Annotated in this window: 16 protein-coding genes; 9 read left to right on the top strand and 7 right to left on the bottom strand. The window is 73.4% G+C overall.

The annotated features are described in order from the left end of the window. Window positions 1-102 precede the first annotated feature (102 nt). The 4 genes from ACIQPQ_RS19475 (at window position 103) to ACIQPQ_RS19460 (ending at window position 7,830) form a co-directional block, all read left to right on the top strand. On the top strand, window positions 103-4,023 hold the full coding sequence (locus ACIQPQ_RS19475) for a glycoside hydrolase family 2 TIM barrel-domain containing protein (protein WP_401305367.1): 3,921 nt from the start codon (window positions 103-105) through the stop codon (window positions 4,021-4,023). 136 nt (window positions 4,024-4,159) lie between these two features. After that, a complete protein-coding gene (lpdA, locus tag ACIQPQ_RS19470) occupies window positions 4,160-5,572 on the top strand; it encodes a dihydrolipoyl dehydrogenase (protein WP_401305365.1) in 1,413 nt (470 codons plus the stop codon). A 126-nt stretch (window positions 5,573-5,698) separates the two neighbouring features. Next, the gene (locus ACIQPQ_RS19465) at window positions 5,699-7,036 is read left to right on the top strand and encodes a hypothetical protein (RefSeq protein WP_401305364.1); all 1,338 of its coding nucleotides are present in this window, start codon (window positions 5,699-5,701) and stop codon (window positions 7,034-7,036) included. A 44-nt stretch (window positions 7,037-7,080) separates the two neighbouring features. Continuing rightward, entirely contained in the window at window positions 7,081-7,830 is a 750-nt protein-coding gene (locus tag ACIQPQ_RS19460) for a hypothetical protein (RefSeq protein WP_401305362.1), read from the top strand. A 10-nt stretch (window positions 7,831-7,840) separates the two neighbouring features. On the opposite strand, the gene ACIQPQ_RS19455 is transcribed toward ACIQPQ_RS19460, so the two are convergent. Then, window positions 7,841-8,197 carry an ArsR/SmtB family transcription factor gene (locus ACIQPQ_RS19455; protein WP_401305360.1) on the bottom strand — a complete coding sequence of 119 codons (357 nt, stop codon included), beginning with the start codon at window positions 8,195-8,197 and terminating at the stop codon, window positions 7,841-7,843. A 56-nt stretch (window positions 8,198-8,253) separates the two neighbouring features. On the opposite strand from ACIQPQ_RS19455, the gene ACIQPQ_RS19450 reads away from it, so the two are divergent. The 3 genes from ACIQPQ_RS19450 (at window position 8,254) to ACIQPQ_RS19440 (ending at window position 12,542) form a co-directional block, all read left to right on the top strand. Next, a complete protein-coding gene (locus ACIQPQ_RS19450; protein ID WP_401305358.1) occupies window positions 8,254-10,287 on the top strand; it encodes a heavy metal translocating P-type ATPase in 2,034 nt (677 codons plus the stop codon). A gap of 121 nt (window positions 10,288-10,408) precedes the next feature. Further along, complete coding sequence (locus tag ACIQPQ_RS19445) at window positions 10,409-11,947, top strand: AlkA N-terminal domain-containing protein (protein WP_401305887.1); 1,539 nt, start codon at window positions 10,409-10,411, stop codon at window positions 11,945-11,947. A 28-nt stretch (window positions 11,948-11,975) separates the two neighbouring features. Beyond that, on the top strand, window positions 11,976-12,542 hold the full coding sequence (locus ACIQPQ_RS19440) for a methylated-DNA--[protein]-cysteine S-methyltransferase (protein WP_401305356.1): 567 nt from the start codon (window positions 11,976-11,978) through the stop codon (window positions 12,540-12,542). 22 nt (window positions 12,543-12,564) lie between these two features. Here the strand turns inward: ACIQPQ_RS19440 and ACIQPQ_RS19435 are convergent, their stop codons facing one another. Next, window positions 12,565-13,308, bottom strand: coding sequence for an SIR2 family NAD-dependent protein deacylase (locus ACIQPQ_RS19435; protein ID WP_401305354.1), 744 nt, complete (start codon window positions 13,306-13,308; stop codon window positions 12,565-12,567). Window positions 13,309-13,385: 77 nt separating this feature from the next. Between ACIQPQ_RS19435 and ACIQPQ_RS19430 the strand changes: the two genes are divergently transcribed. Beyond that, window positions 13,386-13,586, top strand: a complete 201-nt coding sequence (locus ACIQPQ_RS19430) for a type II toxin-antitoxin system VapB family antitoxin (protein WP_383775934.1) — start codon at window positions 13,386-13,388, stop codon at window positions 13,584-13,586. A 43-nt stretch (window positions 13,587-13,629) separates the two neighbouring features. Here the strand turns inward: ACIQPQ_RS19430 and ACIQPQ_RS19425 are convergent, their stop codons facing one another. Continuing rightward, the gene (locus tag ACIQPQ_RS19425; RefSeq protein WP_401305352.1) at window positions 13,630-14,145 is read right to left on the bottom strand and encodes an NUDIX domain-containing protein; all 516 of its coding nucleotides are present in this window, start codon (window positions 14,143-14,145) and stop codon (window positions 13,630-13,632) included. Window positions 14,146-14,263: 118 nt separating this feature from the next. Here ACIQPQ_RS19425 and ACIQPQ_RS19420 point away from each other — a divergent pair, with 118 nt between their 5' ends. Beyond that, window positions 14,264-15,382 carry a glycerate kinase gene (locus ACIQPQ_RS19420; protein ID WP_401305885.1) on the top strand — a complete coding sequence of 373 codons (1,119 nt, stop codon included), beginning with the start codon at window positions 14,264-14,266 and terminating at the stop codon, window positions 15,380-15,382. Between the two features lie 165 nt (window positions 15,383-15,547). Here ACIQPQ_RS19420 and pssA read toward each other — a convergent pair whose 3' ends face one another. The 4 genes from pssA to ACIQPQ_RS19400 all read right to left on the bottom strand — a co-directional run bounded on the left by pssA (window position 15,548) and on the right by ACIQPQ_RS19400 (window position 18,950). Continuing rightward, window positions 15,548-16,366, bottom strand: coding sequence for a CDP-diacylglycerol--serine O-phosphatidyltransferase (gene pssA, locus ACIQPQ_RS19415; RefSeq protein WP_383776038.1), 819 nt, complete (start codon window positions 16,364-16,366; stop codon window positions 15,548-15,550). Window positions 16,367-16,388: 22 nt separating this feature from the next. Next, window positions 16,389-17,045: a phosphatidylserine decarboxylase gene (locus tag ACIQPQ_RS19410; RefSeq protein WP_383775928.1), complete on the bottom strand. Its 657-nt coding sequence runs from the start codon at window positions 17,043-17,045 to the stop codon at window positions 16,389-16,391. Window positions 17,046-17,216: 171 nt separating this feature from the next. After that, window positions 17,217-18,422 carry an acyl-CoA dehydrogenase family protein gene (locus ACIQPQ_RS19405; protein ID WP_401305350.1) on the bottom strand — a complete coding sequence of 402 codons (1,206 nt, stop codon included), beginning with the start codon at window positions 18,420-18,422 and terminating at the stop codon, window positions 17,217-17,219. After that, the gene (locus tag ACIQPQ_RS19400; RefSeq protein ID WP_401305349.1) at window positions 18,423-18,950 is read right to left on the bottom strand and encodes a MaoC family dehydratase; all 528 of its coding nucleotides are present in this window, start codon (window positions 18,948-18,950) and stop codon (window positions 18,423-18,425) included.

Below are 18,950 nucleotides of genomic sequence, written 5' to 3'. Positions count from 1 at the left end.
GTCCCCGGCGCGTCCCTGTTCGGTTTCCCCACAGCAACGGACAGGATGCGACACACCCCCGTCCCGTGCCCCCGTACGGGTCCCCCGAGGAAGGTCAGGGTCATGCCGCACCCCCACGTGTCGCCCATGGACCGGCCGGACCAGCCCCCGCGGACGCCCCTCCCGCGGACGGCCGTCAGCCGCCGTCGTCTCCTCGAAGGGTCGGCCGCCGTGCTCGGCGCGCTCGCCCTCTCCGCGTCCACCCCCAGCCGCCCGGCCGGCGCGGCACCGGCGGCGGCGACCCCGGAATGGAACGGCCACATCGACGTCTTCCGGATCGGCACCGAGCCCCCGCACACCACCCTCATGCCGTACGCCGACCTCGCCCAGGCCCTGACCGCCGACCGCACCCGGTCCCCCTACCGGCTCGACCTGGACGGCACCTGGCGGTTCGCGTACGCCGAACGGCCCGCCGACCGGGACGCCGACTTCCACCGCACCGACCTCGACGACAGCGGCTGGGAGACCGTCCCGGTGCCGTCCGTGTGGCAGTTGCACGGCCATGACCGCCCGATCTACCTCAACATCACCTACCCCTACTGGGGCCCCAACGGGCTCGGCGAGGAGCCGCAACCGCCCGCCGCGCCCACCCGCTACAACCCCGTCGGCCAGTACCGGCGCACCTTCACCGTGCCGGGGGAGTGGGCCGGGCGCCGCACCGTCCTGCACTTCGAGGGCGTCAAGTCCGCCCACTACGTGTGGATCAACGGCCGCCTCGTCGGCTACAGCGAGGACTCCTACACCCCCGCCGAGTACGACGTCACCGACCATCTGACCTCCGGCACCAACCAGATCGCCGTCGAGGTCTACCGCTACTCCGACGGCGACTGGCTGGAGGACCAGGACATGATCCGGCTGAGCGGCGTCTTCCGCTCGGTCTACCTCTACTCCACGCCCGTCACCCACCTGCGCGACTTCACGCTCACCACCCCGCTCGGCGACGGCCACACCACCGCCGAGCTGGCGGTGACCGCGGACGTCCGCGACCGCGCGGGCGGCACCGGCGGCGGCCGGTACACCGTCGACGTCCAGCTGTACGACGCGGCCGGGCATCCCGTCTGGCCCCGCCCGCTCCAGCAGACCGTCGACGTCCCCTCCGGCGGACAGGCCACCGCCCGCGCCGCGAAGGCGGTCCCCGCGCCGCGCCTGTGGTCCGCCGAGGACCCCTACCTCTACACCGCGGTCCTCCAACTCCGCGACCCCGCCGGGCAGATCACCGAGACCCTCTCCCACCGGGTCGGCCTGCGCGAGTTCGCCCTCACCGACGGCCTGATGCGGATCAACGGCCGCCCCGTCACCTTCCGCGGCACCAACCGCCACGAGATGCACCCCGACCGGGGCACCGCCCTCACCCGCGACGACCTCGTCCGCGACATCGAGATCATCAAGCGCCTCAACATCAACTCGGTGCGCACCTCCCACTACCCCAACAACCCGTACTGGTACGAACTCGCCGACCGCTACGGCCTCTACCTCGTCGACGAGACCAACCTGGAGACCCACGGCATCCACGCGAACTACCCCGGCGACCACCCCGACTGGACCGCCGCCTGCGTCGCCCGCGCCCAGCACATGGTGCACCGCGACAAGAACCACGCCTCGGTCGTCATCTGGTCCCTCGGCAACGAGGCGGGCGGCGGCTCCACCTTCACCGCCATGCACGACTGGATCCGCTCCTGCGACCCCACCCGCGTCATCCAGTACGAGGGCGACGACCGCCCCGGCATCAGCGACATCCGCTCCGAGATGTACGACACCCCGCAACGCGTCGCGGAGCGCGCCGCCGACACCACCGACACCCGCCCGTACGTCATGATCGAGTACAGCCACTCGATGGGGAACTCCACCGGCAACTTCAAGGAGTACTGGGACCTGGTCCGCCGCCACGACGTCCTCCAGGGCGGCTGGATCTGGGACTTCGTCGACCAGTCACTGACCTGGCCGGTCCCCGACCGCACCCTGCTCACCGAGACCGGGCCGGGCCGGCTGCGCGGTGAACTCCTCGCCACCAGCGGCACGTTCGACCGCACCAAGGGTGTCCTCGGGGCCACCGTGTTCCCCCGCGACAGCCGCCTCGACCTCACCGGCTCCCTCACCCTGGAAGCCTGGATCACCCCCTCCCACCCCGGCTACCACCAGCCGATCCTCGCCAAGGGCGACACCCACTACGCCCTCAAACAGAGCGGCAGGAAGCTGGAGTTCTTCATCCACGGCGACGGCGAGTGGGTCACCGCGAGCTGGGCCCTGCCCGCCGACTGGACCGGCCGCGAGCACCACGTCGCGGGCGTCTTCGACGCGAACGCCGGAACCGTCACCCTCTACGCCGACGGCGTCCAGCGCGCCACCCGCACCACCACCCGCCGCCCCACCGTCAACACCGCGCCCCTCGCCCTCGGTTACGACACCGACAACCCGGTCCGCGAGTTCAGCGGCACCGTCCGCCGCGCCCGCGTCTACGCCCGCGCCCTCACCGCCGCCGAACTCGCCGACACCGGCCGCGGACCCGGCGGCGACGGCGTACGGTTCTGGTTCGACGCCGCGACCGTCGCCGTCGAGACGAAACGCCCCGCGCAGCGCACCTTCCTCGCCTACGGCGGCGACTGGGGCGACCACCCCAACGACGGCGCCTTCGTCGCCGACGGCCTGATCACCGCCGACCGCCGCCTCACCGGCAAGTCCGCCGAGGTCGCCCGCGTCCACCAGACGATCGGCGCGGCCCCCGTCCCCGGCGCCGCCCCCGGCCGCGTCCGCCTCACCAACGAGAACCTCTTCACCAACCTCCAGTCCTACGACGGCCGATGGACCCTCGTCACCGACGGAAAGCCCGTCCAGGAAGGCACCCTGACACGCAGTCAGCTCGACGTCGCGCCGCTCAGCGGCAAGGACGTCACCGTCCCCCTGGACCTGCCCGCCGCCCCCGCCCCCGGCAGCGAACACTTCCTCGCCCTCTCCTTCACCCTCAAGGAGCCCACCCCCTGGGCCGACGCGGGCTTCGAGATCGCCCGCGAACAGATCCCCCTCGCCGCGGGCAGCCCCGCCGTCACCCCCGTCCCCCTCGACGCCGTGCCCGCCCTCACCCACACCGACCGCGACGGCCGGATCACCGTCACCGGACGGAACTTCACCGTCACCGTCGACCGCGCCACCGGCCTCATCACCACCTACGAGGCCGACGGCGCCGCCCTCCTCACCTCCGGCGCCGCACCCAACTTCTGGCGGGCGCCCACCGACAACGACCACGGCAACGGCCAGCACACCCGCAACCGCACCTGGCGCGACGCGGGCACCCGCCGCACCGTCACCGGCGTCACCGTGCGCGCCCTGCGCGACCGCGCCGTCGCGATCGAGGTCACCGGCACCCTCCCCACCACCGTCACCTCCGCCTACACCACCACGTACACCGTCTTCGGCAACGCCGAGATCCGGATCGACCACACCCTGCGCCCCGGCGCCGCGAGCCTGCCCTACATCCCCGAGATCGGCAGCCTGCTGTTCCTCCCCGCCCGCCTCGACCGCGTGCACTACTACGGGCGCGGCCCCGAGGAGAACCACTGGGACCGCCACGACGGCACCGACGTCGGCCTGTACACCACGACCGTCGCCGGACTGGGCACGCCGTACATCCGCCCCCAGGAGAACGGCAACCGCACCGACGTCCGCTGGTTCGCCCTCACCGGCGCCGACGGCACCGGCCTGCTCGCCACCGGCGAACCCCTCCTGGAGGTCAACGCCTCCCGCTTCACCCCCGAGGACCTCTCGACCGGCGCACGCCACGACTACCAGCTCACCCCGCGCCCCGACATCGTCCTGCGCCTCAACCACCGGCAGATGGGCGTCGGGGGCGACACCAGCTGGGGCGCGCACACCCACGACGCGTACAAGCTGTTCGCCGACCGCGACCACGCGTACACCTACCGGCTGCGCCCGCTGACCGACGTGGGACAGGCGACCGCCCTGTCCCGGCGGCCCACGGCGGCCGAGTAGCAGCCCGCCCTCCGATCCGCCGGGGCGATCCCCGCCACACCTCGATGATCTCTGTGGCGGGGGCCGTCCCGGCGCGGAACAATCCACCACGGAACGGGAACACCCGACCGGACACGCCGAGGAAGAGGGACGTCCCATGGTGGAGCAGGACGAACGGTTCGACGTCGTCGTACTGGGAGCCGGGCCCGGCGGCTACGTCGCCGCGATCCGCGCCGCCCAGCTGGGCAGGAGCGTCGCCGTCGTCGAGGAGAAGTACTGGGGCGGCGTCTGTCTCAACGTCGGCTGCATCCCCACCAAGGCCCTGCTGCGCAACGCCGAACTCGCGCACATCGTCACCCGCGAGGCCAAGACCTTCGGCATCCAGGCCGAGGGGGAGATCACCTTCGACTACGGCGCCGCCTTCCGCCGCAGCCGCAAGGTCGCCGACGGCCGCGTCAAGGGCGTCCACTACCTGATGAAGAAGAACGGGATCACCGAGGTCGACGGCCGCGGCACCTTCCTCGACCCGCACACCCTCCAGGTCACCGGCTACGACGGCGAGACCCGCACCCTCGGCTTCGACCACTGCGTCATCGCCACCGGCGCCACCCCGCGCCTGCTGCCCGGCACCCGCCGCACCTCCCGCGTCGTCACCTACGAGGAGCAGATCCTCGCCGAGGAACTCCCCGGCTCGATCGTCATCGCGGGCGCCGGGGCCATCGGCGTCGAGTTCGCCTACGTCCTGCACCACTACGGCGTGAAGGTCACCGTCGTCGAGTTCCTCGACCGCGTCGCGCCCCTGGAGGACGCCGAGGTCTCCGCCGAACTCGCCCGCCAGTACCGCAGGCTGGGCATCGACGTCCTCACCTCCACCCGCGTCGAGTCCATCGACGAGTCCGGGCCGCGGGTCCTCGTCACCGTCACCGGCAAGGACGGCACCCAGCAGGTCCTGGAGACCGACAAGGTCCTCCAGGCCATCGGCTTCGCCCCCAACGTCACCGGCTACGGCCTGGAGAACACCGGCGTCGCCCTCACCGAGCGCGGCGCCATCGACGTCGACGGCCGCTGCCGCACCTCCGTCCCACACCTGTACGCCATCGGCGACGTCACCGCCAAGCTGATGCTGGCCCACAACGCCGAGGCCATGGGCGTCATCGCCGCCGAGACCCTCGCGGGCGCCGAGACGATGGAACTCGACTACGCGATGATCCCGCGCGCCACCTACTGCCAGCCCCAGATCGCCAGCTTCGGCCACACCGAGGAGCAGGCCCGCGAGCGCGGCCACGACATCAAGGTGGTGAAGTTCCCCTTCACCGCCAACGCCAAGGCGCACGGCCTCGGTGACGCCACCGGCTTCGTCAAGCTGATCAGCGACACCCGGCACGGCGAACTCCTCGGCGGCCACCTCATCGGCCCCGACGTCACCGAACTCCTCCCCGAACTCACCCTCGCCCAGCAGTGGGACCTCACCGTCCACGAACTGGCCCGCAACGTCCACGCCCACCCGACGCTCGGCGAGGCCGTCAAGGAGGCCCTCCACGGCCTCGCCGGACACATGATCAACATGTGAGCCGTCCGGGGCCCGCCCGCCCCGGCGGGACCGTTCACCCGGACGGTCCCGCCGCGCTCGCCGTCGCCGCACGCCCGGGATCTGCTGGTCACCAGCGGACCCGGCCTGCGGACGAGGGAGAGCACCATGGCGGACGACGACGTCCCCGCCGACCCCGCCCCGCCGGACGCCTCCGGTGAGCTGGCGCGGCTGCGGGCCCGGGTCGCCGCGCTGGAGGCGGGCTCACGCTCGCGCCCCCTGGCCCGCCGCGCGCGTTCCGCGCTCGCCGTCGTCCTCATCGTCCTCGGCTGCCTGCTGGCCCCCCTCGGCGCGGTCGCCGCGTGGAGCGCCAGCATCATCGGCGACACGGACCGCTACGTCGCCACGGTCCGCCCCCTCGCGTCCAACCGTCACATCCAGGCCGCGGTCGCCGACCTCGTCACCGACGCCGCCATGACCCACCTCGACCTCGAGGACCTGCTCAGCGGCGTCGCCCCCGCCCAGCGGCCGCTGCTGGAGAAGGCGCTGGGCGCGCTCGGCGGCTCCCTCCAAGGCGCGGTACGCAGCCTCGTCCACGACAAGGCGGAGGGCGTGGTCGCCTCCGACGCGTTCCGCCGGATCTGGGTCGAGGCCAACCGGCGCGTCCACCGGTCCCTGGAGAAGGCCATCACCGGGCGCGGCGGCGGCGCGGTCAGCCTCGACGACGACACCGTCACCGTCGACCTCGCCCCCGTCGTCGACCTCGTGAAACAGCGCCTCGTGGACGACGGCCTGACGGTCGCGGGCCAGATCCCCGAGATCCACACCCGACTCACCGTCCTGCGCTCCGACGACCTCGGCCGCGTCCGCACCTACGTCCGCGTCCTCCAACTCGCCGGGCCCTGGGTGCCGGTGCTGGCGATCCTGCTGGTCGCCGCGGGCGTCTGGCTCTCGGCGCACCGCCGCCGCACGCTGATCGTCTCCGCCCTCTGCTTCGCCTTCGCGACGTTCCTCCTCGGCGTCGCCCTCACCGTCTTCCGCGTCGTCTACCTGGACGCCCTGCCCGCGAACGTCTCCCAGCCCGCCGCCGGGGCGATCTACGACACCCTCACCCGCTTCCTGCGCACCAGCGTCCGTGTGGTCGTCGCGCTCGGCCTGATCGTCGCCCTCGCCGCCTGGCTGACCGGCCCCTACCGCCACGCCGTCCTGCTGCGGCGCCTGTGGCACGCGGGGATCGGCGCCGTCCGCGCCACGGCCGACCGCGCGGGCCTGCGCACCGGCCCGGTCGGCCCGTTCGTGCGGCGCTTCCGCACCTGGATCACCTGGACCCTGGTGGCCGCCGCCGCCCTCACCTACGTGCTGTGGCCCTACCCGACCGGCTGGGTCGTCGTCGGCCTCGCCCTCACCCTGCTCCTCGTGCTCAGCGTCGTCGACTTCCTCGGCGCCGACCGCCCCCGCCCGGACCCGTCCGCCCCCGCTCCGGAGACACCGCACCCCCTCGGCTAGCGTTGCCCCCTGCGACCCGGGGCCGGGCCAGGAGGGGGGAACCTGTGCGGGACGGTGTCTCCGACGGCTTCTTCACGCGGGCGGCGCACGACACGCACCCGGTCGACCTCATGTCCCTGTACCTGCTGCACGGCTCGGCCGCGGCGGTCCCCGGCCTGCCGGCCGACCCCGGCGCGCTGTCCTTCACACACCTGGACCGGCACGTCCGCGCCGTGGACCGCTCCCGCCACGGCGACGCGGACACGTTCTCCCTCCGCGTCGCACGGACGGTCCGCGGGCGCCGGTACGGCCTGGAGTTCCGCCTCCACTTCGTCGCCGGGGCACCGTACGCCGACGCGCTGGTCCCGTACGGCGCGACGGTCGAACTGCCCCGGTTCCTGCACCACTTCCGCGCGCACCACGCCCCGGCCGGGACGCCGGGGGAGTGGGACTTCACCGTCCACACCGACCGCGGCGACCTCCGGGAGAGCGTCGTGCGGTTCGGCAACGGCCGCCAGGTCTGGTTCCAGATCAACCGCGGCCCGGTGACGGCGGGCCGGGGCAGGCCGGTCCCCTGGGCGCGCGGCAGACTGCTCACCGGCCGCCTCCAGGGCAACGGGTTCGGCGCGCCCCGCCCACCGGAGGCGGGAGGCCCGGCCTTCCCCGACCGCCACGACACCCTCGGCACCGCCTCGCCCGAGGCGCGCGCCTACCGGCGCTACGTCGCCCGGCTCAGCGACCCGCTCCCCGTGAAGGCGGGACGGCCGGACCGCACGCAGCCGGGCCCGCGCCCCCGGCGACGCCCCACGCGCTGACCCCGGCCGCTCAGTCCGAGCCGTCGCTCAGCCCCAGCCGCAGGTGCTCCACGTGGTAGACGGCCTGGTCGAGGAGACCGGCCACGTGGTCGTCGTGCAGGGCGTACACCACCGACCGGCCGCGCCGCTCGCCGGTCACCAGGCCGAGGTTGCGCAGCAGCCGCAGCTGATGGGAGCAGGCCGACTGCTCCATGCCCACCTCGGCGGCCAACTCCGTCGCGGGCAGCGGCCCTTCGCGCAGCCGGGCGAGGATCAGCAGCCGGGAGGGGGTGGAGAGGGCCTGGAGGGTGGTGGCCACCTTCGCCACGTTGTCCGCGTCCAGGCGTACCCGGTCGGCGGTGGCGGGGGTGACGGCTCCATGACCCATGCGGACATCGTACTCATCACGCATGAACACATGAATGAGTCTTCATGTGTTCCTGTATGGTGTGCCGCGTGTCCCCCTCGACCCTCGCCTCGCCGTCCCCCGCGCCCTCGTCCACCGCCGTCGGGCCCGCCCGTACGGAGGTCCGCCGCCGCACCCGGTTCCTCGCTCTCCCCGAGGCTCGCTGGGCGGCCTGGGCGACCGCCGCCTTCCTGGCCGGGCTCGCCCTGGACCTCGCCGGTGTCCCGTCGACCGGCCACCGAGCCCTCGACGCACTCGACACCGTCCTCTACGCCGTCGCCTACGCCGCGGGCGGCTGGCGGCCCGCCCTCGACGGCCTGCGGGCGCTGCGGGAGCGGACCCTCGACGTCGACCTGCTGATGATCGTGGCCGCGCTGGGCGCCGCCGCGATCGGGCAGGTGCTCGACGGCGCGCTGCTGATCGTCGTGTTCGCCACCTCGGGCGCCCTGGAGGCCCTGGCCACCGCCCGCACCGAGGACTCCGTCCGCGGACTGCTCGACCTCGCCCCCGACACCGCGACCCGCCTCACCGCCGACGGCGAGGAGACCGTCCCCGCGGCCCTGCTCCGCGTCGGGGACCTGCTGCTGGTCCGTCCCGGCGAACGGGTCGGCGCCGACGGCCGGGTCGTCGACGGCGTCGGCGAGATCGACCAGGCCACGGTGACCGGCGAACCCCTCCCCGTAGTCAGACGCCCCGGCGACGACGTCTACGCGGGCACCCTCAACGGCACCGGCGCCCTCCGCGTCCGCGTCACCCGCGACCCCGCCGACTCCGTCATCGCCCGCATCGCCGCCCTCGTCGAGGAGGCCGCCCGCACGAAGGCGCCGACCCAGCTCTTCGTCGAGCGCGTCGAGCAGCGGTACGCCGTCGGCGTCGTCGCCGCCACCCTCGCCGTCCTCGGGGTGCCGCTCGCCTTCGGCGCCGACCTCACCGACGCCCTGCTCCGCGCGATGACCTTCATGATCGTCGCGTCGCCCTGCGCGGTCGTCCTGGCCACCATGCCGCCCCTGCTGTCCGCCATCGCCACCGCCGGGCGGCACGGCGTCCTGGTCAAGTCGGCCGCCGCCCTGGAACGCCTCGGCGAGACCGACACCGTCGCCCTGGACAAGACCGGCACCCTCACCGAGGGCGCCCCCGAGGTCGGCGCCGTCACGCCCCACCCCGGCTCCGGCCTCGACCCCGACGCCCTCCTCGCCCTCGCCGCCGCCGCCGAACACCCCAGCGAGCACCCGCTGGCCCGCGCGATCGTGGCCGCCGCACGGGCGCGGGGCCTGCGGATCGCCCCGGCGCGGGACTTCGCCGCGAGTCCGGGCACGGGCGTGACGGCGGTGGTCGAGGGGCACGTGGTGACGGTCGGACGGGCGGAGGGGGCTGCCGGGGGCGACAGGGCTGCCGGGGCCGACGGGGCTGAGGAAGCGAGGACAGTCACCGGACCCACCGGCCCCACCGGCCCCACCGGTCTCACCGGCACCCCGGTCCTGGTCACCCGAGACGGTGTCCCCGTCGGCGTCCTCACCCTCACCGACCGGCTCCGCCCCGCCGCCCCGGCCGCGACCGCCGCCCTCGCGCGGCTGACCGGTGCCGCCCCCGTCCTCCTCACGGGCGACCACGCCCGCGCCGCCGCCCGCGTGGCCGACGCCACCGGGATCACGGACGTCCGCGCGGACCTCCTCCCCGCCGACAAGGCGGACGCCGTCCGGGAACTCGGCCGGGCGGGCCGCCGGGTGCTGTTCGTCGGGGACGGCGTCAACGACGCGCCCGCGCTGGCCGCCGCCCATGTGGGCGTGGCGATGGGCCGGGCGGGGTCCGACCTCGCGCTGGAGACCGCGGACGCCGTCCTGGTCCGCGACGACCTCACGGCCGTGTCCGCCGTCGTACGGCTGTCGCGCCGCGCCCGGCGCCTGGTGCGGCAGAACCTGGTGATCGCCGGGGTCTGCATCGCCGTCCTGGTCGGCTGGGACCTGGCCGGTCACCTCCCGCTGCCGCTCGGGGTCGCCGGGCACGAGGGCTCGACCGTCCTGGTCGGACTCAACGGCCTCCGCCTCCTGCGGGACCGCGCCTGGCGGGAGTGACGGGGCCCCGGCGAACCCATGGGGGGCGAACGGCGGCGGTGCCGGTGGCGCAAGCGTCATGTCGGATTTCCGCCAGCGCCGGGCCGGGGCGGTGACCCATGCTGGACGTATGCAGAACAGGATGCACACCGACCGGGAACGCTGTGTGCGGGCCGTGCGGTCCAAGGACGCGCGGTTCGACGGCTGGTTCTTCACGGCGGTCCTGACCACCGGCATCTACTGCCGGCCGAGCTGTCCGGCGGTGCCGCCCAAGCCGGAGAACATGGTGTTCCACCCGAGCGCCGCCGCCTGCCAGCAGGCCGGGTTCCGCGCCTGCAAGCGCTGCCGACCCGACACCAGCCCCGGCTCCCCGGAGTGGAACCAGCGCGCCGACCTGGTCGCCCGCGCGATGCGGCTCATCGCGGACGGCGTCGTGGACCGCGAGGGCGTGCCCGGTCTCGCCGGACGCCTCGGCTACAGCGCCCGCCAGGTCGAACGCCAACTCCTGGCCGAACTCGGCGCGGGCCCGCTCGCGTTGGCCCGCGCCCAGCGCGCCCAGACCGCCCGCCTGCTGGTCGAGACCTCCCGACTTCCCATGGCGGACGTGGCGTTCGCCGCGGGCTTCGCCTCCGTCCGCGCCTTCAACGACACCGTCCGCGAGGTGTTCGCGCTCTCCCCGACCGAACTGCGCACCCGCGCCACCCGCCGCGACGGCGCCCCCGACCCGGCCACCCCTGCCGCTGCCGACCGCGCCGCCGGGCCCACGGCGGGAACCGCGGCGGGCACGGCGCCGGGCACCACCCTCCACCTCCGGCTGCCGTTCCGCGCCCCGCTCACCCCGGACAACCTGTTCGGGCACCTCGCGGCGACCGCGGTGCCGGGCGTCGAGGAGTGGCGGGACGGCGCCTACCGCCGCACGCTCCGGCTGCCGTACGGGCACGGGGTGGTGGCGCTGACCCCGCGCCCCGACCACATCGGCTGCCGCCTCACCCTCACCGACCTCCGCGACCTCACCGTGGCCATCAGCCGCTGCCGCCGCCTGCTCGACCTGGACGCCGACCCCGAGGCCGTCGACGAACGGCTCCGCGCCGACCCGTCGCTCGCCCCGCTCGTCGGCAAGGCGCCCGGACGTCGGGTCCCGCGCACCGTGGACGAGGCGGAGTTCGCGGTCCGCGCGGTCCTCGGCCAGCAGGTGTCCACGGCAGCGGCCCGCACCCACGCGGCCCGCCTCGTCACCGCCCACGGAGACCCGATCGACGACCCCGCGGGCGGGCTCACCCACCTCTTCCCCACCCCCGAGGCGCTGGCCGCCCTCGACCCGCAGACGCTGGCGCTGCCCCGCACCCGCCGGACGACGTTCACCACCCTCGTCCGTCATCTCGCCGACGGGGACATCCACTTGGGCGTGGAGTCGGACTGGCCGCAGACCCGCGCCCGGCTCCTCGCGCTGCCCGGCTTCGGCCCCTGGACGGTCGACGTCATCGCGATGCGCGCCCTCGGCGACCCGGACGCCTTCCTCCCCACCGACCTCGGAGTCCGGCGCGCGGCCGGGGAGTCGGGCCTGCCCACCACCCCGGCCGCCCTCACCGCCCGCGCGGCGGCCTGGCGCCCATGGCGCGCCTACGCCGTCCAGTACCTGTGGGCGACCGACGACCACCCGATCAACTCCCTCCCCTCCTGACCCCGTTCCCCGACGCCCGAGAGAAGCGATGAACCAGCCCACTCCGCACCGGCCGGCCTCGAAGCGGTACCCCCCGCGTCAGGACAGCCCGAAACGCCACACCGTCATCGACAGCGCCTACGGCCCGCTCACCCTGGTCGCCGACGACGGCGTCCTGTGCGGCCTCTACATGACCGCGCAGCGCCACCGCCCCGCCGAGGAGACCTTCGGCCCCCGCGACGACGGCCTCTTCGCGGAGACCGAGGACCAGCTGAAGGCCTATTTCGCCGGAGAGTTGACGGACTTCACCGTCCCCCTGCGCCTGACCGGCACCCCGTTCCAGCGCTCCGTCTGGGAGGCGCTGCGCGCGATCCCGTACGGCGAGACCCGCTCCTACGGCCAACTGGCCGCCGCCCTCGGCACCCCGAACGCCTCCCGCGCGGTCGGCCTCGCCAACGGCCGCAACCCCGTCGGGATCATCGTCCCCTGCCACCGCGTGGTCGGCGCGAACGGCGGCCTCACCGGCTACGGCGGCGGTCTGGACCGCAAGCAGCGCCTGCTCGACTTCGAGAGCGGCGCCACCGCGCCGACCGCCCTGTTCCCCCTGGAGGGGTGAGAGGACGGGGCAGGGAGGGCGCTCAGCCCCCGCCGCCCTCGCCGTCGCGGAGAGCGGCGAGCAGACGGGGCAGCGCGGTGCCGATCGGCTCCCGGACGACCTCGTCCGCGCGGTCGTCGTACGGTGTCGGCTCGGCGTTGACGACGATCAGCCGGGCGCCGTGGTCGGCGGCGACCCCGGCGAGGCCCGCCGCGGGCTGCACCTGGAGGGTGGTGCCGACGGCGAGGAACACCTGGCAGGCCTTGGCGACGGCGAGGGCCTGCCCGAGGACGACCGGGTCGAGGCGCTCGCCGAAGAACACGGTGGCCGACTTGAGGATGCCGCCGCACTCCAGACACGGCGGGTCCTCCTCACCGGCCTCCACCCGGGCGAGGGCGTCCTGCATCGGCCCGCGCGCGTGGCACCGCGTGCACACGAAACTCCGGGCGCTGCCGTGCAGTTCGAGCACCTTGCGGGCGGGCAGCCCGGCGAGCTGGTGCAGCCCGTCCACGTTCTGCGTGATCACCCGGACCGGGACCCCGGCCCGCTCCAGGTCGACGACGGCCCGGTGGGCGGCGTTCGGCTCGGCCGACAGCGTCCGGTTCCTGCGCCGCATCTGCCAGGACCGGCGCCGGATCTCCGGGTCCCCCATGTAGAAGTCGTACGTCACGAGCTTCTCGGCCTCCGGGTCCTTGCGCCACAGGCCGTTCGGCCCGCGGTAGTCGGGGATGCCGGAGTCGGTGGAGATGCCCGCGCCGCTGAGCAGCGCGACGAGTGGCCTGGTCATGTCACCGAGGGTAGGCCGGGGCGCCGGGCTCCCGCGAACACGTTTCGGCGGACCGGACACGGTGCTACGGTCGCGGCATGGCCAAGGTCACTGTCTCCCTCGACGCCGATCTCGTCGTCGAGGTCATGGTTCTCTCCGGCGTCGGCAGCCCCCAGGAAGCCGTCGAACTCGTCGTCCGCGACTACATCGAGCGCGGTCACCGCACGGAGGCCCGCACCGCCACCCGCGACGAGGCGCTGCGCACGGTCGACGCCAAGCCCCGGGACGTCCAGGGCTGACCGCCCGCACCGGCCGCGCCCGCCCCCGGCCCGAGCGCCCGCCTCAGCTCACCCGCCGCCCGTTCTCCAGCTCCGCCGCGCCCGTGCCGTCGGTCAGGACGTCGAGCGCGGCGAGCACCCGGTGGCCGAGGTGACCGAGGAGGTACGCGGTGATCTCCTCGCGCGGCAGCAGCCGCCAGGACAGCAGCTCCGACTCCTGGAGCCGGATCGCGGCGAGGTCGGCCGCGTCCAGGACACCGCCGTCGTACACGTACGCCACCACCGGCGGCCGGGCCGGGCCCTGCACCCAGTCCACCGCGAGCAGCCGCCCGAGCGGCCGGTCGAGGCCGATCTCCTCCAGCGTCTCCCGCCGCGCCCCCTGCCGGGGCGTCTCCCCGGTGTCGGACTCGATGGTCCCGCCGGGCAGCGCCCACCCCTCCCGGTAGTTCGGCTCGACGGCCAGCACCCGCCCCTCGGTGTCCCGGAAGAGCGCGGCGGCACCGGCGAGGACGCGGGGGAGGGAGGCGATGTAGGCGGCGTAGTCAGCAGTGGTCACGGGGGCAGCGTATCGGCGGGGCATGACGGCGGGCCGACTCTCCGGTTAGGGTCGCAGCGGCGCGACCGGTCCCGGTGTCTCCGGGACCCGGAGAGCAAGGGGTTGCACAGTGGTCGACGGTGAAGCGCGGGGCATCCGCAGGGTGCTCGTGGCCGCGGACAAGTTCAAGGGGTCGCTGACGGCCGTGGAGGTCGCCGAGCGGGTGACGGCCGGGCTGCGGCGCGCCGCACCGGACGTCGAGGTCGTCGCCCTGCCCGTGGCCGACGGCGGCGACGGCACCGTCGACGCGGCGGTCGCCGCCGGGTTCGAGCGCCGGGAGCTGACGGTCGCCGGGCCGCTCGGCCACGAGGTCACCGCCGCGTTCGCGTTGCGCGGGGACACCGCCGTGGTGGAGATGGCCGAGGCCAGCGGCCTCGGACGGCTGCCCGCCGGGACGTTCGCCCCGCTGACGGCCTCCACGTACGGTTCCGGCGAGCTGCTGCGGGCCGCGCTCGACGCGGGCGCGGCCACGATCGTGTTCGGCGTCGGCGGCAGCGCCACCACGGACGGCGGCGCGGGCATGCTGACCGCGCTCGGCGCCCGCTTCCTCGACGCCGACGGCGAGCCCGTCGGACCGGGCGGCGGCGGCCTCGCGACGCTCGCCCGCGCCGATCTGTCCGGCCTCGACCCCCGGCTGGCCTCCGTACGGCTCGTGCTCGCCAGCGACGTCGACAACCCGCTCACCGGGCCCAAGGGCGCCGCCGCGGTCTACGGCCCGCAGAAGGGCGCCTCGCCCGACGAGGTCGCCGCCCTCGACGCCGGCCTCACCCGCTACGCCGAGGTGCTGTCGACGGCGGTCGGCGGCCGGGCCGCCGACTACGCCGCCGCCCCGGGCGCCGGTGCCGCCGGAGGCGTCGGCTACGGCGCCCTGCTGCTCGGCGCCCGCTTCCGCGCCGGGATCGACGTCATGCTCGACGTCCTCGGCTTCACGGCCGCCGTCGAGAAGGCGGAGCTGGTGATCACCGGCGAGGGCTCCCTGGACGAGCAGACCCTCCACGGCAAGGCCCCGGCCGGCGTGGCCGCCGCCGCGCGCGCCGCGGGCAAGGAGGTCGTCGCCGTCTGCGGCCGCCTCGCCCTCCAGCCGGAGGCCCTGGGCCGCGCCGGATTCCGCCGCGTCTACCCCCTCACCGACGCCGAACCCGACGTGGCCGTCTGCATCGCGGAGGCGGGACCCGTCCTGGAACGCGTCGCGGAACGCATCGGCAGGGACTTCCTGACCTGAGCGGGGAGAGCTTTCCGGCCGAGGTCCGGTTGTCTCAGCCCGTCCGGCGTTTGAGGACGAGGCCCGTCCAGGGCCGAAGCGGGGGTCTGGGGGCGGCCGCCCCAGGAACGGCACGGGCCCCCGGACCGTGAGGTCCAGGGGCCCTGCCACAAGAGAGACCGACGGCTACGGAACCTGCGCGGCCCGAGCCTCCCGCCGGTTGTCCCGGAAGTTGTTCACCCGGCGAGCCGTGGCGAACAACGGAATCACCGCCCCCATGACGAGCTGCAGCGCGCACCCCGTCTGGAGCAGCAGCTGCCCGCCCGGCGCGTCGAACGCCCACGCCGTGAGCAGCCCCATCGAGAGCACGATCCAGGCCAGCATCGCCCCGGCGAGCCGTCCGCGCGGCTTCGGGTACTCGACCCGGCTCACCATCAGCCAGGCGGTGCCCAGGATGGCCAGCAGCGTCGCCACGAAGGGCAGCTCCAGCAGCACGATCGACACGACGGTCAGCGCCCCGAACGGGGACGGCATGCCCTGGAACATGCCGTTCGTCGGGGTGACGCAGGAGAACCGCGCGAGTCTCAGCACCACGGCCAGCAGCACGACGATCGCCCCGACCGCGGCCACCCGCTGGTAGGCGTCGTCCGCCACCATGCCGTAGACGAGGACGAAGTACGCCGGCGCGAGGCCGAAGCTGATCAGGTCGGAGAGGTTGTCCAGCTCGGCGCCCATGGGGGAGGAGCGCAGCTTGCGGGCGACCAGACCGTCGAAGAGGTCGAAGACGGCCGCGCAGAGCATGAGGATCACGGCGGTGGCGGCGCTGTTGCGCGCCATGCCGGATTCCTGGCTGTCGGTGAGGTGCGGGATGAGGATGCCGGTGGTGGTGAAGTACACCGCCATGAAGCCGCAGGTGGCGTTGCCGAGGGTGAGGGTGTCCGCTATCGACAGGCGGAGGGAGAGGGGCATCTCCTCCTCTTCGTCCACCTCGTCGGCCTCGGGCACCCAGCCCGCCTGGGTCTCCGGGTCAATCACGGTCAATGCGAGTCACCCCCGCCACGGTCTTCTGACCCACCTCGACGGCGACCTCCACGCCCTCGGGCAGGTAGATGTCGACGCGCGAACCGAAGCGGATGAGGCCGATCCGCTCGCCCTGCTCGACCTTCGTGCCCTCGGGGAGGTAGGGCACGATGCGGCGGGCGACGGCACCGGCGATCTGGATCATCTCGATGTCACCCAGCTCGGTGTCGAAGTGCCAGACGACGCGCTCGTTGTTCTCGCTCTCCTTGTTGAACGCCGGTACGAACCCGCCCGGGATGTGCTCGACGGACGTGACGGTCCCGGAGAGCGGGGCGCGGTTCACGTGGACGTTGAGCGGGCTCATGAAGATCGCGACCCGGGTCCGCCCGTCCTTCCACGGCATGATGCTCTGCACCACACCGTCGGCGGGGGAGATGACCCGGCCGGACGCGATCTCGCGCTCGGGGTCGCGGAAGAACCACAGCATGCCGGCCGCGAGAGCGGTGGCGGGGACGGCGACGGCCTTGGCGACGCCCGAGCGGCGGGCGCGGACCAGGCTGACGGCTGCGGTGGCGACGGTCGGGAGAAGCCACGGCGAGGCTCCGCGCGCAAGGCGTACGCCGGCCAGGCTGTCGCGAGGTGCAGAGGTTTGGCTGTGGGGCATGGATGACCTTCGTAGCGGATGATGCCGCGCTTCGACGGGGGGACGGCGGCTTTCCCGCGATCGTAGCGGTTCGGCGCCGCAACTGGGTAAGCCAGGAAGCCGAGTCGACGGCCGGGGCGAGTTGACGGGGTGTGATCTTCTTCTCGAAGAAAACACCCCCAATCGGTATATCTAGCCCTGGAACCGATACTCTTCGAGCAACCTGCGGCCGATGATCATTTTCTGGATCTCGGCGGTGCCTTCGCCGATCAGGAGCATCGGGGCCTCGCGGTACAGACGCTCGATCTCGTACTCCTTGGAGAAGCCGTAGCCGCCGTGGATGCGGAAGGCGTCCTCCACGACCTCCTTGCAGTACTCGGAGGCGAGGTACTTCGCCATGCCGGCCTCAAGGTCGTTTCGTTCCCCCGAGTCCTTTTTGCGTGCGGCGTTCACCATCATCGCATGGGCGGCCTCCACCTTGGTAGCCATCTCCGCCAGCTTGAACTGGATGGCCTGGTGCTGGGCGATCGGCTTGCCGAAGGTGTGGCGCTGCTGGGCGTACGAGACGCCCAGCTCGAAGGCACGCTGAGCGACGCCGCAGCCACGGGCCGCCACATTCACGCGACCCACCTCCACGCCGTCCATCATTTGGTAAAAACCTCGGCCGGTGACCCCGCCGAGCACGCGGTCGGCGGGAACCCGCAGGCCATCCATGATCAACTCGGTGGTGTCGACGCCCTTGTAGCCCATCTTGTCGATCTTGCCGGGGATGGTGAGGCCCGGACGGACCTCGCCGAAGCCGGGCTCCTTCTCGACGAGGAAGGTCGTCATCGACTTGTGCGGCGCGGTGCCCTCGGCGTGTCCTTCGTCACTCCGCACGAGGACGGCGACCAGCGACGAGGTGCCGCCGTTCGTCAGCCACATCTTCTGGCCGCTGAGGACGTACTCGTCGCCGTCCCTGACCGCCTTGGAGGTGATGGCCGACACGTCGGAGCCGAGGGCCGGCTCGGACATCGAGAACGCGCCCCGGACGTCCCCCGCCGCCATGCGCGGCAGGAAGTGGTCCTTCTGCTCCTGCGTGCCGTGCTGCTTGAGCATGTACGCCACGATGAAGTGCGTGTTGATGATGCCGGACACCGACATCCATCCGCGGGCGATCTCCTCGACGCACAGCGCGTACGTCAGGAGGGACTCGCCCAGACCCCCGTACTCCTCGGGGATCATGAGGCCGAAGAGGCCGAGTTCGCGCAGGCCGTCGACGATCGCCTGCGGGTACTCGTCGCGGTGCTCCAGCTCGGTGGCGACCGGGATGATCTCCTTGTCCACGAAGTCGCGGACGGTGGAGAGGATCTCCTGCTGGACGTCGGTCAGACCGGCGGTCCGGGCGAGACGGGCCATCTACTTCTCCGACTTCTTCTGCGCCGGCGCGACCGGCTCCGGACGGCCCGGCTGCTCTCCGCCGCGCTCCTTGACGTACGTCTCGGTGGGCACCATGACCTTGCGGCGGAACACGCAGACCAGGGTGCCGTCCTGCTTGTACCCGCGGGTCTCCACGTGCACGATGCCGCGGTCGTCCTTCGACCGGGACGGCCACTTGTCGAGGACGGTCGTCTCGCCGTAGACCGTGTCGCCGTGGAAGGTCGGCGCCACGTGCTTGAGCGACTCGATCTCCAGGTTGGCGATCGCCTTGCCGGAGACGTCCGGGACGGACATGCCGAGCAGCAGCGAGTAGACGTAGTTGCCGACGACGACGTTGCGGCCGAAGTCGGTCGTGTGCTCCGCGTAGTTCGCGTCCATGTGGAGCGGGTGGTGGTTCATGGTGAGGAGGCAGAAGAGGTGGTCGTCGTACTCGGTGACCGTCTTCCCGGGCCAGTGCTTGTAGACCGCCCCGATCTCGAACTCCTCGTAGGTGCGCCCGAACTGCAT

The sequence above is a fragment of the Streptomyces sp. NPDC091281 genome, assembly GCF_044757425.1.
In the GTDB taxonomy this organism is placed as follows: Bacteria; Actinomycetota; Actinomycetes; order Streptomycetales; family Streptomycetaceae; genus Streptomyces.
This window is presented reverse-complemented; position numbering and strand designations above follow the sequence as displayed.

Coding starts and splice junctions, on each gene's coding strand:
- ACIQPQ_RS19410 (WP_383775928.1), bottom strand. CDS start 17,045: ATGCCCCACAGCCAAACCTCTGCACCTCGCGACAGCCTGGCCGGCGTA.
- ACIQPQ_RS19430 (WP_383775934.1), top strand. CDS start 13,386: ATGGCCAAGGTCACTGTCTCCCTCGACGCCGATCTCGTCGTCGAGGTC.
- lpdA (WP_401305365.1), top strand. CDS start 4,160: ATGGTGGAGCAGGACGAACGGTTCGACGTCGTCGTACTGGGAGCCGGG.
- ACIQPQ_RS19405 (WP_401305350.1), bottom strand. CDS start 18,422: ATGGCCCGTCTCGCCCGGACCGCCGGTCTGACCGACGTCCAGCAGGAG.
- ACIQPQ_RS19400 (WP_401305349.1), bottom strand. CDS start 18,950: ATGCAGTTCGGGCGCACCTACGAGGAGTTCGAGATCGGGGCGGTCTAC.
- ACIQPQ_RS19465 (WP_401305364.1), top strand. CDS start 5,699: ATGGCGGACGACGACGTCCCCGCCGACCCCGCCCCGCCGGACGCCTCC.
- ACIQPQ_RS19455 (WP_401305360.1), bottom strand. CDS start 8,197: ATGGGTCATGGAGCCGTCACCCCCGCCACCGCCGACCGGGTACGCCTG.
- ACIQPQ_RS19425 (WP_401305352.1), bottom strand. CDS start 14,145: ATGCCCCGCCGATACGCTGCCCCCGTGACCACTGCTGACTACGCCGCC.
- ACIQPQ_RS19445 (WP_401305887.1), top strand. CDS start 10,409: ATGCACACCGACCGGGAACGCTGTGTGCGGGCCGTGCGGTCCAAGGAC.
- ACIQPQ_RS19435 (WP_401305354.1), bottom strand. CDS start 13,308: ATGACCAGGCCACTCGTCGCGCTGCTCAGCGGCGCGGGCATCTCCACC.
- ACIQPQ_RS19450 (WP_401305358.1), top strand. CDS start 8,254: ATGGTGTGCCGCGTGTCCCCCTCGACCCTCGCCTCGCCGTCCCCCGCG.
- ACIQPQ_RS19475 (WP_401305367.1), top strand. CDS start 103: ATGCCGCACCCCCACGTGTCGCCCATGGACCGGCCGGACCAGCCCCCG.
- ACIQPQ_RS19440 (WP_401305356.1), top strand. CDS start 11,976: ATGAACCAGCCCACTCCGCACCGGCCGGCCTCGAAGCGGTACCCCCCG.